Origin of the sequence: Dyella monticola (assembly GCF_003363155.1) — a bacterium.
Classification (GTDB): domain Bacteria; phylum Pseudomonadota; class Gammaproteobacteria; order Xanthomonadales; family Rhodanobacteraceae; genus Dyella_B; species Dyella_B monticola.
In genome coordinates this window covers 810,371-824,456 of sequence record NZ_QRBE01000001.1, presented here as the reverse complement: position 1 = coordinate 824,456, position 14,086 = coordinate 810,371, and the positions used below count along the sequence as shown (strand labels likewise).

General features: G+C 63.1%; 12 protein-coding genes. 1 reads left to right on the top strand and 11 read right to left on the bottom strand.

What is annotated here, in order from left to right; all coding sequences use genetic code 11:
* Positions 1 to 2: 2 nt before the first annotated feature.
* The 9 genes from trbJ to DWU98_RS03635 all read right to left on the bottom strand — a co-directional run bounded on the left by trbJ (position 3) and on the right by DWU98_RS03635 (position 8,661).
* Complete coding sequence (gene trbJ, locus DWU98_RS03675; protein WP_115494063.1) at positions 3 to 731, bottom strand: P-type conjugative transfer protein TrbJ; 729 nt, start codon at positions 729 to 731, stop codon at positions 3 to 5.
* Positions 728 to 3,154: a conjugal transfer protein TrbE gene (gene trbE, locus DWU98_RS03670; RefSeq protein ID WP_115494062.1), complete on the bottom strand. Its 2,427-nt coding sequence runs from the start codon at positions 3,152 to 3,154 to the stop codon at positions 728 to 730. Before trbE ends, trbJ begins: the two co-directional genes overlap by 4 nt.
* A 7-nt stretch (positions 3,155 to 3,161) precedes the next feature.
* Entirely contained in the window at positions 3,162 to 3,434 is a 273-nt protein-coding gene (locus DWU98_RS03665; protein WP_115494061.1) for a VirB3 family type IV secretion system protein, read from the bottom strand.
* Positions 3,431 to 3,703, bottom strand: coding sequence for a TrbC/VirB2 family type IV secretion system protein (locus tag DWU98_RS03660; RefSeq protein ID WP_425480213.1), 273 nt, complete (start codon positions 3,701 to 3,703; stop codon positions 3,431 to 3,433). The genes DWU98_RS03665 and DWU98_RS03660 overlap by 4 nt, the downstream gene beginning before the upstream one ends.
* 65 nt (positions 3,704 to 3,768) lie before the next feature.
* Positions 3,769 to 4,719, bottom strand: a complete 951-nt coding sequence (gene trbB / locus DWU98_RS03655; RefSeq protein WP_115494198.1) for a P-type conjugative transfer ATPase TrbB — start codon at positions 4,717 to 4,719, stop codon at positions 3,769 to 3,771.
* A 56-nt stretch (positions 4,720 to 4,775) separates the two neighbouring features.
* Positions 4,776 to 5,246, bottom strand: coding sequence for a CopG family transcriptional regulator (locus DWU98_RS03650; RefSeq protein WP_115494059.1), 471 nt, complete (start codon positions 5,244 to 5,246; stop codon positions 4,776 to 4,778).
* Positions 5,243 to 7,243, bottom strand: coding sequence for a conjugal transfer protein TraG (locus DWU98_RS03645; RefSeq protein WP_115494058.1), 2,001 nt, complete (start codon positions 7,241 to 7,243; stop codon positions 5,243 to 5,245). The genes DWU98_RS03650 and DWU98_RS03645 overlap by 4 nt, the downstream gene beginning before the upstream one ends.
* Before the next feature lie 220 nt (positions 7,244 to 7,463).
* Positions 7,464 to 7,712, bottom strand: a complete 249-nt coding sequence (locus DWU98_RS03640; protein WP_115494057.1) for an EexN family lipoprotein — start codon at positions 7,710 to 7,712, stop codon at positions 7,464 to 7,466.
* Between the two features lie 43 nt (positions 7,713 to 7,755).
* Positions 7,756 to 8,661 carry a LysR family transcriptional regulator gene (locus DWU98_RS03635; RefSeq protein ID WP_115494197.1) on the bottom strand — a complete coding sequence of 302 codons (906 nt, stop codon included), beginning with the start codon at positions 8,659 to 8,661 and terminating at the stop codon, positions 7,756 to 7,758.
* A 761-nt stretch (positions 8,662 to 9,422) separates the two neighbouring features.
* Here DWU98_RS03635 and DWU98_RS03625 point away from each other — a divergent pair.
* Positions 9,423 to 10,016, top strand: a complete 594-nt coding sequence (locus tag DWU98_RS03625) for a TetR/AcrR family transcriptional regulator C-terminal domain-containing protein (RefSeq protein WP_230474644.1) — start codon at positions 9,423 to 9,425, stop codon at positions 10,014 to 10,016.
* A 340-nt stretch (positions 10,017 to 10,356) separates the two neighbouring features.
* Here the strand turns inward: DWU98_RS03625 and DWU98_RS03620 are convergent, their stop codons facing one another.
* Together DWU98_RS03620 and DWU98_RS03610 are read right to left on the bottom strand one after the other, a co-directional pair.
* A complete protein-coding gene (locus DWU98_RS03620) occupies positions 10,357 to 11,355 on the bottom strand; it encodes a phospholipase D-like domain-containing protein (RefSeq protein ID WP_158544936.1) in 999 nt (332 codons plus the stop codon).
* Positions 11,356 to 11,799: 444 nt separating this feature from the next.
* Positions 11,800 to 13,758 (bottom strand): relaxase/mobilization nuclease and DUF3363 domain-containing protein, encoded by a 1,959-nt coding sequence (locus DWU98_RS03610; protein ID WP_115494052.1) that lies wholly within the window; start codon positions 13,756 to 13,758, stop codon positions 11,800 to 11,802.
* Positions 13,759 to 14,086 lie beyond the last annotated feature (328 nt).

The window sequence follows — 14,086 nt, the reverse complement described above, 5'->3', positions numbered from 1 at the left end:
CGTCAATTCCCGTAGAAGCTCACCGGCTGCGGCGTGTATTGCGGGCCGCTACCGATGAAGCGCGAACGCACCTGTTCGGCTTGCGCTTCATCGGCCGCGGCGCGCGCTTCGTCCAGCGCTGTCGCGCGACTCTGCGACACGGTGAGCTGCTGTGCCTGGATGGCTTGGCGAGCGATCAACGCGAGCAGCTGGTTCGTCGCCTGGTTCGCCTGCAGGGCACCGACCGCACCCTGACTCTGCGTGACCAGATGGCTTAGCACACCTTGATCCGACAGCAGGTTTTGCGCCGCCTGCGACTGCATCTGCGTCGCGGTCTGCAAGGTCTGCACCGACATTTGCCAGCGCGTTTGCGCGTCCTGCACCATCTGCGCGTTCGATGTGCCGGCGCCGTAGGCACTGGGGTACAACCGATTAAAGGTCGCCTGCGACTGCGCGACGTTGAAGGTCAGTCCCTGCGCCTGCGTGATCAACTGGTTGGTGCTCGCCAGCGTGGTCAACAACTGCGACAGCGCGCTGTAGTTAAGGCTGGTGAGATTGCGACCCTGATTGGTCAGCATCTGCGCCTCGTTCTGCAACTGCTGAATCTGGTTGTCGATCTGTTGCAGCTCGCGTGCCGCCGTGAGCAGGTTCTGCGAGAAGTTCGCCGCGTCGAATACCGCCCACTGCGCGAAGCTCGCCGACGAATACGCGAACAACACGGCCGCGGTGGCGGCCAGCCCGATCTTCTTCATGGCCGAATCTCCGAGTGCGAGGAAAACGAGGGGATGAGGTCGGCTGCCCAATCAAGGCCGCCATGACGCAACCAGGCGTCGGTGAAGCCCGGCACACCGGCATCGAGCACTACACGGTCGATGTCACGCTGGTCCTGCGGCGTGGATGCACCGGCGAAGGCGAGCGCGATGGGACCCAAGTCCAAATCGAACAGGCGGTTGCCGAGCCGCGACTGGTAGTAGTAGTCGCGCTTGGGCTCGGCGGTGGCGATGATCTCGATCTGACGGCTGTTGAGGCCAAAACCTTCGTAGATCGTGCGAATCTGCGGCTCGGTGGCCTGCGGGTTCGGCAGGAAGATGCGGCTCGCGCAGCTTTCGATGATGGCGGGCGCGATGGTCGAGTCTTTGATGTCGGCGAGCGATTGCGTGGCAAAAATCACGCTGACGTTCTTCTTGCGCAGCACCTTGAGCCACTGACGGATGCGCGCGGCGAACACCGGGTCGTCGAGGAACAGCCAAGACTCATCGAGCATCAGCAAGGTCGGTGCGCCGTCGAACCGTTCGTTAAAGCGTGCGAACAGATACCCGAGCACCGCCTGGACAGCGGCGTGGCTCGCCATCAGCTCCTCCATCTCGAAGCCCTGCACGTCGGCCACACCGAGCCGATCGTGGTCGGCGTCGAGCAGGCGACCGTGGGCGCCGCCGAGCACATAGGGCGCGAGCGCCTGACGCAGTGCATTGGATTGAAGCAGCACGGACAGACCCGTCAGCGTGCGCTGTTCGACGGGTGCCCCGGCGAGACTGCCGAGCGCGGACCAGATGGCTGCCTTCTCGTCAGGACCCACCGCGACACCTTCGCGCGCCAGCCGGCTTTCGACCCATTCAGCTGCCCACGTGCGATAGCCGTGCCGGTCGATGCGCGCGAGCGGCTGGAACGCGATAGCACCATCGGTGCCGAGGTCGTAGTGCTCACCACCGAGGCCGAGGATGGTGGCGCGCATCGAGCGGCCCATGTCGAACGCGAAGATGCGTGAGCGTCGATAGCGCCGGAACTGCATCGCCAGCATTGCAAGCAGCACCGACTTGCCCATGCCCGTTGGGCCGACCACCAGCGTGTGTCCCACATCGCCGATATGCGTCACCAGTCGGAACGGCGTGGCGCCGTCGGTACGTGTGACGATCAGCGGCGGCCCGTCCAGATGCGCATTGCGCTCCTGACCCGCCCACAACGCCGACACCGGCATGATGTGCGCGAGATTGAGCGTGGAGATGATCGGCTGGCGCACGTTCGCGTAGGCATGACCTGGGATCGAGGACAGCCACGCTTCCACCGCGTTGAGGGTTTCGTGGATCGTGACAAAGCCGCGTCCTTGAATGGCGCGTTCGATCTGCCGCCGCTTTTCATCGGCCGCCGTCGCATCGACATCCATGACGGTCACCGCCGTCGTGACGTAGCCGAAGGCCACTTGGTCGCTACCCAGTTCCTGCAAGGCGGCGTCGGCATCGCTTGCCTTGTTGGCCGCATCGCTATCGACCAGGGGCGACTCCTGCTGGAAGATGGTTTCGCGCAGCAGCGCCACGACGTTCTTGCGCTTGGCAAACCATTGCCGACGCAGGCGCGTCAGTTCCTTCTCGGCCTCTGCCTTGTCCAGACAGAGAAAGCGCGTGGACCAGCGATAAGCAAAACCCAGGCGGTTGAGGTCATCGAGCAGTCCCGGCCAGGTCGACGTCGGAAAACCGCGCACCGTCACCACGCACACATGCTGGTCACCCAGCATCGGTGCTAAGCCGCCGACCAGCGGTACATCGGGCAACAGCGCGTCCAGGTGAAACGGCACTTCCGGCACGCCGATGCGATAACGCCGCGTGGAAATGCAACCGTGCAGATAGGTCAGCGTCTCGCTGTCATCCAGCCACGCGATCTCAGGCATAACACCATCGAGGAGATCGAACACCCGATCGGTTTCGGCGACGAACGCGGTGAGCCGTTCGCGCCAGTCCACGCCCGACGTCGGCGTGTTTTCATAGAGCAGCTTTGCTGCCCGCGCGCGCGATTCCTCCGGCGGCAGATACACCAGCGTCAGGTGGTAACCGCTCTCGTAATGGCTACCGGCTTCCTCGAAGGCGGCGCGCCGTTCCTCGTCCACCAGCCAGGACAGCGGGTCGGGGAACTCCGAGTGCGGATACCCTGCTGCGGCTCGCCGTTCCGCCTCGATAAAGAGCGCCCAGCCCGAGCCGAGTCGACGCAGCGCATTGTTGAGCCGGGCGGTCGTAGCGACCAGCTCGCTCTGTGTTGCGCTGTCCAAATCCGGCCCGCGAAACCGCGCCGTGCGCTGGAAGCTACCGTCCTTGTTGAGCACCACGCCACGCGCGACGAGTCCCGCCCACGGCAGCCAGTCGGCAAGTTGTGCGGGCCGCGGGCGGTATTCGGCGAGGTTCAGCATGGCCGCCTCACACGTCCAGCAGCGGTCGGTGCTTCAAGTGCCGCGCGAAAACCTGCATGAATTGCGGATCGACTTTCGCGCCCCACACGGCCAGCGAATGACCGATCAGCCACAACGCGATGCCGGGAATCCACAGTTGCAGACCCAGTCCCACCGCCGCGGCGAGCGTGCCGTTGGCGATTGCCACGGTGCGCGGCGCACCGCCCATCAGGATCGGTTCGGTCAGCGACCGATGCAGCGGCACTTCAAAACCCGCGACAAGGGTGGCGGTCTCGTTCATGTCACCACCGCGCCGCCGGAGAAACTGAAGAACGACAGGAAGAACGAGGACGCGGCGAAGGCGATGGAGAGCCCGAACACGATCTGGATCAGGCGACGGAAGCCGCCGCTGGTGTCACCGAAGGCGAGCGTGAGGCCCGTCACGATGATGATGATGACGGCGATGATCTTGGCGACCGGTCCCTGGATAGAATCGAGAATGGATTGCAGCGGCGCTTCCCACGGCATGTTCGAGCCGGCCGCGTGCGCCGCTGTCGCTGCCAGGCACATCAGCAACAGGAGCAGCCACGGCAACGCGTTACGGAAAAGCGGATCGTCGTAAAGGCGGGTTCGTGTCATGACGGAACTCCTGAAGTGACAGGCGAGAAAGACGACGGAGCAGGCACGGGATCGAGTCGATAGCCGCGTTCGTCGAAGCCGACGACGCGGGCGATGTCCTGGACGTGGCGGGCACGCCCGCGCCCGGCGATGAAGACGACGACGTTGACCGCCTCGGCAATCAGCGCGCGCGGCGGCGTCACGGCGACTTCGAGAATCAGTTGTTCCAAGCGCAGCAGCGCGCCGTGCGCGGAGCCGGCATGGATGGTGGCAATGCCGCCGGGATGACCCGTGCCCCAGACCTTGACCAGATCGAGTGCTTCGACACCGCGTACTTCGCCCACGATCACGCGGTCGGGACGCAACCGCATCGTGGCGCGCACGAGCTCGGTCATCGACACGACACCGGGTAACGTGCGCAACGGCACGTGGTCGCGTGCGACGCATTGCAATTCCACCGTGTCTTCGAGCACCAGCACGCGATCGCCGGTGTCGGCCACTTCGGCGAGCAAGGCGTTGGCGAGTGTGGTCTTGCCGCTGCTGGTGCCCCCGGCGATCAGGATGTTCTGAGGCTCGCGCACAGCCTGGCGCAAGAACGCCGCTTGCTCGGCGCTCAGGATGCCGTCCGCGATGTAGCGATCCAATCCGATGACGCCGACGGCGCGCTTGCGCAGCGCGAAGGCTGGGCCGGATACCGCCGGTGGCAATACGCCCTCGAAACGCTCGCCCGTCTCCGGCAGCTCCGCCGAGAGCAGCGGCTTGCCCGCATGGACTTCGGCGCGCACGTGTGCGGCGACCAGCCGGATGATGCGTTCGCCGTCAGCCGCCGACAGCGAGGCACCCATCGGCGCACGTCCCGAGGAAAGCCGGTCGATCCACAGCGTCCCGTCCGGGTTCAGCAGCACTTCCACTACATCGGGATCGTCCAGTGCCGCGGCGATCAGCGGCCCCATCGCGGTGCGCAACATGCGCACGCGGCGGTCGAGCGAGCGCGCCGCCGGACTCACGTCGTGCGGCTGCGCGCTCACGTCGCTTCTCCATCGGCCTGCCTCACCGACGCAGCGGCATCGGCCTCGCGCCGAACGGTGTCGGGCTGGATCTCTTCCACCAAGTCGCGCAACAAGCTATGGCCGCGTAGGAGATGTCGGCCGAGCTGTTCGACGAACTGTGTGAAACGCGCCTTGCCTTGCGCGCGTACAGCGTCCTGATGTGCTTCCGGTACGGGTGTCGTGACCGTCAGGTAATAGCGCACGTAGAGCGCGACGGTTTCGATCAGGATGGCCTGGTCGCGCTCCAGGCGCTCATACTGGCGCGTGAGCCGATCCAGTCGGCGCGCGATTGCGGCCTCGCGCTGGTCGCCCGCATCGGGCGAGAGCCACGAGGCGAGCGCCGCCGCGACGATGGACGACTTGGACACGCCCTTCTTCACGGCGAGCTCGTCGAGCCGCCGGGCGTGGTCGGGCGGGATGAACAGGTTGAGACGGTATTGGCTCATAGCGCCATCCCGTCACCGGGGTCGAGAGCGGCCAACCGCGCATTGCGTTGCAAGCGCGGATCGAGTTGCGCGGGCATCGGCAACAGCAGGTCGTCGTCATCGAGTAACGCTAGGTCGCTGGCTGGCGGTTCGCGTTCGGCGGCGTGATGGGAGACGTCGGCCAGTTCAGGCTGGCGGCGCGGGGCGCCATCGTCGGCTGTACTGCCATCAACAACGGTCGGCGCCATCACCCCTGCGCTGGGCACGGCGGGCATCGCCAGGCGGCTCCAGTCATCCGGCCGCGAGGGCGGCACATCGGCATAGCACCCGACGGATAACGCGGGCGGTGGCTGCACACGCCGGCGGAAATTGACGTCGGTGTAATAGCGCAGCTTCTTCGCCTTGATGGGCGGCAGGCTGGACACCATCACCACCGCCTCGTCGGACGGAAGCTGCATGACCTCACCGGGGGTGAGCAGCGGGCGCGCCGTTTCCTGGCGCGACACCATCAAGTGCCCAAGCCACGGCGCAAGCCGATGACCGGCGTAGTTACGCTGTGCGCGCAGTTCGGTTGCGGTGCCGAGTGTTTCCGAGATGCGCTTGGCCGTGCGTTCGTCATTGGTAGCGAACGTCACGCGCACATGGCAGTTGTCGAGGATCGAATGGTTCTGCCCGTAGGCTTTGTCAATCTGGTTGAGCGACTGCGCGATGAGGAAGCTGCGGATGCCGTAGCCCGCCATGAAAGCCAGTGCCGACTCGAAGAAGTCCAGGCGACCCAGCGCGGGAAACTCGTCGAGCATCAACAGCAGCGTGTGGCGACGTGCAATGCCATCGCTGCCATCGAGCGATTCGGTGAGGCGGCGGCCGATCTGGTTGAGGATCAGACGGATCAGCGGCTTGGTACGGCTGATGTCCGACGGCGGCACGACGAGGTACAGCGAGACGGGATGCTCAGACGCAATCAGGTCGGCGATGCGCCAATCGCAGCGCGACGTGACGTCGGCCACGGTGGGATCGCGGTACAGGCCGAGGAAGGACATGGCCGTGGACAGCACGCCCGACCGCTCGTTATCACTCTTGTTGAGGACTTCGCGGGCGGCGGAAGCGACGACGGGATGCGGGGCATCGCCCAGATGCTTCGTCGTCATCATCCGATGCAGCGTCAGCTCGAACGGGCACGCCGGATCGGACAGGAAGTTGGCGACGCCGCGCAGCGTCTTGTCCTCGCTCGCGTAGAGCACGTGCAGGATCGCGCCGACCAGGAGCGCGTGCGAGGTCTTCTCCCAATGGTTACGGCGTTCGAGCGCGCCTTCGGGATCGACCAGGATGTCGGCGATGTTCTGCACGTCGCGCACTTCCTGCGCGCCGCGCCGGACTTCGAGCAGCGGGTTGTACGCGGCCGACCTCGGATCGGTGGGATTGAACAGCAGGCAATGCGAGAAGCGCGCGCGCCAGCCGGCCGTGATCTGCCAGTTCTCGCCTTTGATGTCATGGATGACGGCCGAGCCAGACCACGTCAGCAAGGTGGGAATCACCAGGCCCACGCCCTTGCCCGAGCGCGTGGGCGCAAAGGTCAGGACGTGTTCCGGCCCGTCGTGACGCAGGTACTGGTAGTCATGAAGACCAAGGAATACGCCCGCGGGCTTAACGAGCCCCGCCTTTCGGACATCGCGGGCATCGGCCCAGCGCGCCGAACCGTAGGTCGTAATCAGACGCGACTGCCGCGCGCGCCATACCGACATGCTGATGGCAACGGCCGCAGCCATAACCCCACTGGCTGCGGCGATGGCACCGCCCTTGAGGAACAGGCGCGGCGCATAGGCGTCGTACCAGTACCACCATGGGAGCAATTGCCAAGGGTGATAGACCGGAATGCCAAGGCAATCGAACCAGGGCAAACCAAGGCGTAGCTGGTAGCCCAAGTGTGCGGCGGTCCATTGGGTAGCAGCCCAAACTCCCGCGACCACGATGCCGAACACCGTCAGCACCTGGCCGAACAGCACACTGGTCCCGTTCATGCCAGACTCCGATTTCCACGTCCGTTATGCAGCCCTTCCGCGCTGCATAGCCGTGAGAATCAGTGCCGCAATCAGTGCCGGTCAAAGACCGTTATGGCGATGGTGAAGATCGAAAACGCAACATTTCAAGCAGGAACAAAGCGCCGCGCATTGCAGCGCACTCGGGCGCGTGCAGACGTATCACGCAACAAATGACATCGCGCGTTGCTCGACTGACGATTCAGAACGTCGGTGGTTTTTTGGGCGGCGTGTACTGCGGGCCGTTGCCCATAAATAACCGATGGCGTGCTTCAGATGCCGCATTGCATTCCGCGGCACCCATCTTCGCGTAGTCGTCCGCACACCGCTTTTCGACCTCGCGCAAGTGATCGGGATGGGCTACCAACGAATCCACCGTATCGGTAGGCGGAGCCTTGCTGCACGCCACCAACAGCATGCAAGCCATCATGACGGAAGCGGACTTTTTCATGACCTTTCCTCCTGCAACAGCGCGCCCTTCGATGGGCGAAATCTCAAGGCTTGTCGCCTTGTGTCGTTTCCAGTTCGGGCTTGACTCGCTCGATGAAATGCCGCAACGGCTCTGACGGCTCACTGTCGAGCCGCAGCAAGTACGTCGTCAACATCACCGCACGACCCGCCAGCGGCCGCGTGACGACATCGGGGTGCCGAAAATCCTCGATCCGCGTCGCGTTGATCAGACCGATGCCATAGCCCGCCGCCACCAGCGCCAGCAGCATGTCGGGCGAACTCGCGTGGTCGGCCACGATCGGTTCCACGTCCACCTTCCGCAACACGCTTTCGATCTGGCGCGCACACCCCTCACACGCTTGCGGGTGGCATAGCACCAGCGGATAGCGCAGCACTTCTGCCAGCGGAACGCGCTTGTAGGTCAGCAGCGGATGACGCGCAGGTATCGCTGCCACCAGTGGATCGTGCCATACGGGTTCGGTAAGAAGGCCATCCCCCACATCCGCCGACTGGGCAAAGCCGACGTCATACAAATCACTGCGCAGCCCTTTAACCTGTTGCGCGAGGGGTATCTGGAACAAGCGGATTTCCACCTCCGGTTCCTCGGCGCGGCATTGCGCGAGCAACGCCGCGAGACGCGAGGGTACGATCCCGTCAGAAACGGCAATACGCAGCGTCCCGCGATAGCCGTTGGCCGCCGCCTTGACATTGACTTTGGCCTGATCGAGAGCTGCGAATATGCGTCGCGTGTCTTCCAGCAAGACTTGCCCGGCCCAGGTCAGCCGTGTGCTACGGGTGGTGCGTTCGAACAGCCGTACACCGAGACTTTCTTCCAATTCCTTGATCGCTCGCGAGAGGGGCGATTGCTCGATATGCAACCGCTCGGCCGCGCGCGCGAAGTGCAACTCTTCGGCAACGGCGAGGAAGCATCGAAGGTGGCGGATGTCCATCATCGTCCTCTCAGACGGCGCACTTATCCGTGAAATCCAAAAGGGTTAGCCGACTCGATTTGCAGGCGTTCAATCTCGATAGTGCAGGGCTTTCTGACACAGGGCGGTCGGCCGCCCGGCGCGATTACCGAGCGTTTAATCCATTACGTCTGCACATCCCTCGGCGGTGACTCGGTTGAAGAGGTCCATGCAGTCAACGTCCTCGCACCGGAGTTTTTCGCGAAGTGCTCGTCCGCGACGCAGGACATATCCTCTGGAACGGATCACTACCTCGCCAAGCTTAAGCAGCCTCGTCAACGCAGGCCCCTTGCCTTGATCATCGATCCGCGCGATACCTGCATCCCAATGGCGAGGCATTGGCAGCCGTCATCTTCGCGAGCCCAAGGCTGCAGCGAGGATCGCAGTGCGTGCAGCAGTGTGCGTTCGCGGCGTGCGGCAGGCGTACGTTGCTTCGAGGCGACAACCACCCCTGTGCCGACGGCATCGATCCTTCCCTTGAACGAGCCCGGCTTCATTGTTCTCATGCCGCGGGCGCGCGGCCGTGGCGAACCGGCTTCGGCTCTTCGACAAAAATGGCGGGAACACCAAGGCGATGACAGCACCGACCAGCGGGCAGTCCGACCCTCTTTCCATCCGCGATCCCGACTGGGGGGGCAACGTCAGAGGCAGGCATTGGAGTCACTATCCGGGCAACTCTATCACTGCTAGTTTTATCTATCGCCGATAGAAAATCAATTATGACGAAGATACGACGTGACCAAGTGGTCAGCGCCGCCCTCGAACTACTCGACGAGTTGGGGCTGGATGCGCTTTCGACCCGACGCTTGGCACAGAAACTGGGGATCGAATCGGCCTCGCTGTACTGGCATTTCCGAGACAAGGCGGCACTGCTGGCAGAAATGGCCACCACCATGCTGGCAGCGCATCAGGCACTGGTGGTTCCGGCAGATCCATCGCGCTGGTCGACTTGGTTTGCCGACAACGCGCGCAGCTTGCGTTGCGCTTTGCTGGCTCATCGGGACGGTGCACGCCTGCACGCCGGCGCCCCGGAGGGCTCCAAGGACCCCACGCGCAGTCGCCCCAAAATCGACTATCTGGTGCGTGCCGGCATGACGCCCGGCGAGGCTGGCATGGCTTTATTTGCCGCCCATCAATTTACGATCGGATGCGTCCTGGACGAGCAGGCCCATGACCAGAAGGCTGGTTCTGCCCCTAAGCGCGAATCGGCCACACCGAAGCACATCGACCGTCCTGGCGCGAGCGAACGGGTCGATCCCGAGGCCGCTTTCGAGTTCGGACTCGCGCTAATGGTCGATGGTCTGCGCCACTGGGTGGTGCTCCGCAGTCGGCGGTAAATTAAGCTAGCGCGAAGCCCGATGGTCGGTGCACGCTGGTAGTTATCGGCGCCAACACTGAGCCTTAAGACATTCACGCCATTGGTTTCTTTAGGGCTGAGCTCGCGGATCCTGGCTCTGGACTGATTGGCGGGCACTTCGATGCTTCGGCCATTCTTCAGTGACAACACATACAAGATATTGGTTGCATCAGAGCTTCTTTTGGGACTCCTGAGGTTCTCCTAGTTATAGGATTTGGCTACTTTGTAAAGTAACTATCAAATCTGTTCTTTTTCTCCTCTCCCAGTTTCATTGAATAGACAAATTGACACTTGTCAATTGCGATTTTGCAAGTAATTTTCTAAGTTTGGTCGTAATAGATGGCATCGAGCAATGCGGTACGGCAATGCCAAATTTTTCGCTCCAGCGGGTCCCTGGGCTCCTTTTTGAGATACCAAGGCGTAATGCGCACTTTCTCGATGATACGTTCCCAATAGTTTTTAAGCGTCATCGTTGAATACGGCGCACCCAGATAGCCACAGACGCCTTGTTTATTCTTTCGTGTGAGACAGACAAACTCATCGGGCCTCTTCATCGCAAGCAAACGCGTGGCAAGTCCTATCCATCCATCCGATGCTTGGGGAATCAACGAAAAGCAGGTCCAAAAATCGTCGTAGTGACTCCACTTCACGGGCTCATACAAAGGTATTTTGTCGAGTGCCATGGAAATGATATTGGTATGGTCATCGAGCACATCGTAAAATCCACCGTTGGCCGTCATCTGCCCGAACAGACCCCAGTCAATGTTCTTGGGTTTAGATGGAAAGATGATGCCCGTCACGCGTTTTCTTTCACCAAGTGTAAACTCCTGAAAGCTTCGCCCTGAGGCAAACCACTTGTGAATACGCCCCAGCATGTCCAAGCGCATATCAAACGCGCCGACTGTGTCATTCTTGACCTTGGTGACAAATTCCTTCCACCGCAAGTCTTGCGCGTGGGTGGTGGTGAAGGAATTCTTGGCACGCCTAGCGGGCGCGATTCGCGTGAACTTCTTCAATTCATCTTCGGCGTCCTTCACCCGTTTCTTGTTGGCTTTGTAAGCGGTGATGAAGTCGGCATCTAACACCGACGCTTCATCAAATCTCTCGTCGATGTAATTCAGAAATTGTTGGAGCTTTGAATGCGTCGATTCCGCGCGGATGAAAATCCCGCACTCGTGATTTTTCGACAGGCCCGCACCCGTGAGATTGGAGCTCCCAACGTAGACCTCCACTTCGGCTTCCAATTCGAACGCGTAGACCTTGGGATGAAATAGGACATCCTCACCTGGCGGGTAAATCTTGACCTGGTCTAACCCCAAGCACGCGTCCAGGACCTATGGAGATGTGATGTAGCGGTCAGTCCCGATAACCAGTCGCGCCATTTTGTGATGCTGGCTTAGCGCTTCTGTGATGACCTCATTGCTGGTCACCCAGGCCGATACCCAAGAATAGGTCTCACAATCAGCTAGGAGCTCCAGGAGACGCTTCTTGACCTTCCCTGGCTCTGTGACGACTTGAATCCGCATTTCCCCACCCCTGTGGCATAGCCCGCCGCACCATGTCGATCATGGCACTGTCGGCTTGGCCTCGACACTCTCGGGATGCAAACCCCAACGGGCTGGTGCGGCTTTTCCCAGAGATCGCATTCGCTTCGGCGTTGGTGTACTACGTCATCTATCGTGCCGAGTGTTCCAGCTTGCCGCGACTGGTCACCTCCCGCGCTGGGCTACTCAAGGAAGCAATCCCATAACGCAACCGCCGCGTTACATGGATGGCCCGCGTTGCCGCCCAATCTCCCACGATACACCGCTGCCGCGCACCGTCGCGGCGAGCTGCTGCCCCAGCCGCTGTTCGATCACGGGCTTCCACGGCACCAGACTGAACCCCATGCCATGATCGAGCACCGCGTAGCGCCCGCTGGCGAGCAGGACGGAACGCCGATAGATGCCGGCCACGCGCTGCCCGTCGGCCACGGGCCGATGTTCCAGGCCGGTTTCGGTCGCGATGTCTTGTCCGGCCTTCGCCAGCTCTCGCCCGCGCAACGTCGCCAGCAGGTTGCGTGCAAGGATGATGCGCTGCCCGCGATGCTCGGCTAGGCCCTGTTCGGCCAGGAAGTCGGTGCGTTGCCGTAACGCGTCCTTGACCTCGGCCCCAAAGCCCAGCTCGCCCAACCCCTTGCCGCCGCCGATCAACTGCTGGTCGAGCCAGGTGGCACCGATCACGCGGGCCTGCCGCTCGATGGGCAGGTGCGATTTCAGTTCCACCGCCACGCCACCGCCGAGACGCTGCGCATCATACTGACGCCCTCGTTCGGCCAAGTCGCCGGGGACACGCCAAACGCCATCGGCTTCGCGCTCCACGATGCCGGCGCGGCGCAGGGCTTCCAGCCGGCGCACATGGGCGGCTATTACCTCGTGCGGATCGCGGTCGGGCGTGGCTTGCCCCAGTGCGACGGCCAGATGATGATCGGTGCGGTACACGCCATCGACGGCCAGCGCGGCGACAGTCTTGTCGGCAGCGCGCGCGTCGGCCGAATCTTTTACCTCTACGATAGCGCCGGTCGGGAACTGCTCCAGTTCCGCATGCGGCGGCAGCGCAACGTAGTGCGCCTTGCCGTCCGTGCCATCGACGATCAGATAGCCTTTGTCGTACAGCTCGTCGGCCAATCCCTTGCCGGCCACGCGGCCCACGAAAGCGCGGCCGTCGTGGCCGGGCTGGAACACAGTCAGTTCGCGCTGCGTGCCGCTCATGACCCGCTGCATCGTGCGGATGATGTCGCCGCCCTCGCCCATCGCCCGCAGGGTCGCCTCGGTGTCGGCACGGACGGCCCACGCGCCGGGCTGCGGCTCGATCGCCAGACCCATGCGCTGCAAGCGTTGCAGGCGGCCGATCAACATGTGCCGCTGGCGTTGCAACCGGGGTTCGGCGAAGCGTTCGATGCGCACCAGGCCATCGTCGCCGGCCTCACGCTGCAAGGTGCGATCCAGGCCCGTCCACCGTTCTTGATCGACTTCGCGCTGCAAGGCGCGTTGCATTTCCCGTTCAGTGCGCGGCCCCAGCCATTCGGTCGCCAGTTCCGATGCCCGCCGACGCATCCCCTCGGCGATGTAGTCGCGGGCGATGATGAGGTCCTTGCCGGTGTCGTCCTTGCCGCGCAGAACGACGTGCGTGTGCGGGTTGTCGGTGTTCCAGTGATCGACCGCGACCCACTTAAGTCGCGTGCCCAGGTCCGCCTCCATGCGCGCCATCAAGTGCCGCGTATAGGTGCGCAGATCGTCGAGCTGTTCGGCATCTTCCGGCGAAACAATAAAGCGGAATTGGTGGCGGTCGTCGGCTCCGCGTTCCTTGAACGCTTCAAGGTCGGCGTCGTCGGTCGTTGGCCCGTAAGCGTGGCCCGGCCCGCCCTGGCGATCGACACCGTCACGCTCGATGTAGCGCAGGTGCGTCTCGGTCGAGCGTCGGCCGGCCTGTTTTAGGTTGACGAGCCGCGTTTTGATGGCGACACGCCGGGCATTCGGTCCGAGTCCCCGGCCCGCGAAACGTGCCGCGACATGACCGCGTCCCAGTCGGGCACCGGGACGCTGGCCGGTCGTGCGGAAGGTCTTGCTGGCCTTCGAGCCGGCCTTGCTGGTCTGCCGCAGCACCCGGTTGATGAAGGTGTCGCCGCGATGTTTGGGTACCCCGGGCCGGATGCGGAAACGGTCATCGTCGTGGCGGCTCATGCTGCGGCTCCCTCCAAGTCCAGCGCAGCCCGGCGCGCGAAGCACGGGATTTCGCGAGCGCCAATACGGCCTTGCGCACCTTCGCGACACGCGGCTACCCCCTGGTGCGTGCCGCGCCACCCCCACGTGCAGACGGCCTTTTCGCGCCACGCAGTGCCGCGACCTTTTATCTTGCCCTGCGCCTTTGACCTGCGCTGTCGCTCCGGTCTTCGGCGCACCGGCGGCGCAGCGCAACGCGCTGCACGACCGCCGGCGAGCGTCCGCCATGCCCTTGGCATGGCGCGCTCGGGACAAGCCGTCTGCACGGGGGAAGACACCGCCGGATGTC

Excerpts from the sequence above, each read along its gene's own strand:
- trbJ (WP_115494063.1), bottom strand. The coding sequence starts at position 731 with ATGAAGAAGATCGGGCTGGCCGCCACCGCGGCCGTGTTGTTCGCGTAT.
- trbE (WP_115494062.1), bottom strand. The coding sequence starts at position 3,154 with ATGCTGAACCTCGCCGAATACCGCCCGCGGCCCGCACAACTTGCCGAC.
- DWU98_RS03665 (WP_115494061.1), bottom strand. The coding sequence starts at position 3,434 with ATGAACGAGACCGCCACCCTTGTCGCGGGTTTTGAAGTGCCGCTGCAT.
- DWU98_RS03660 (WP_425480213.1), bottom strand. The coding sequence starts at position 3,703 with ATGTGCCTGGCAGCGACAGCGGCGCACGCGGCCGGCTCGAACATGCCG.
- trbB (WP_115494198.1), bottom strand. The coding sequence starts at position 4,719 with ATGTTGCGCACCGCGATGGGGCCGCTGATCGCCGCGGCACTGGACGAT.
- DWU98_RS03650 (WP_115494059.1), bottom strand. The coding sequence starts at position 5,246 with ATGAGCCAATACCGTCTCAACCTGTTCATCCCGCCCGACCACGCCCGG.
- DWU98_RS03645 (WP_115494058.1), bottom strand. The coding sequence starts at position 7,243 with ATGAACGGGACCAGTGTGCTGTTCGGCCAGGTGCTGACGGTGTTCGGC.
- DWU98_RS03640 (WP_115494057.1), bottom strand. The coding sequence starts at position 7,712 with ATGAAAAAGTCCGCTTCCGTCATGATGGCTTGCATGCTGTTGGTGGCG.
- DWU98_RS03635 (WP_115494197.1), bottom strand. The coding sequence starts at position 8,661 with ATGGACATCCGCCACCTTCGATGCTTCCTCGCCGTTGCCGAAGAGTTG.
- DWU98_RS03610 (WP_115494052.1), bottom strand. The coding sequence starts at position 13,758 with ATGAGCCGCCACGACGATGACCGTTTCCGCATCCGGCCCGGGGTACCC.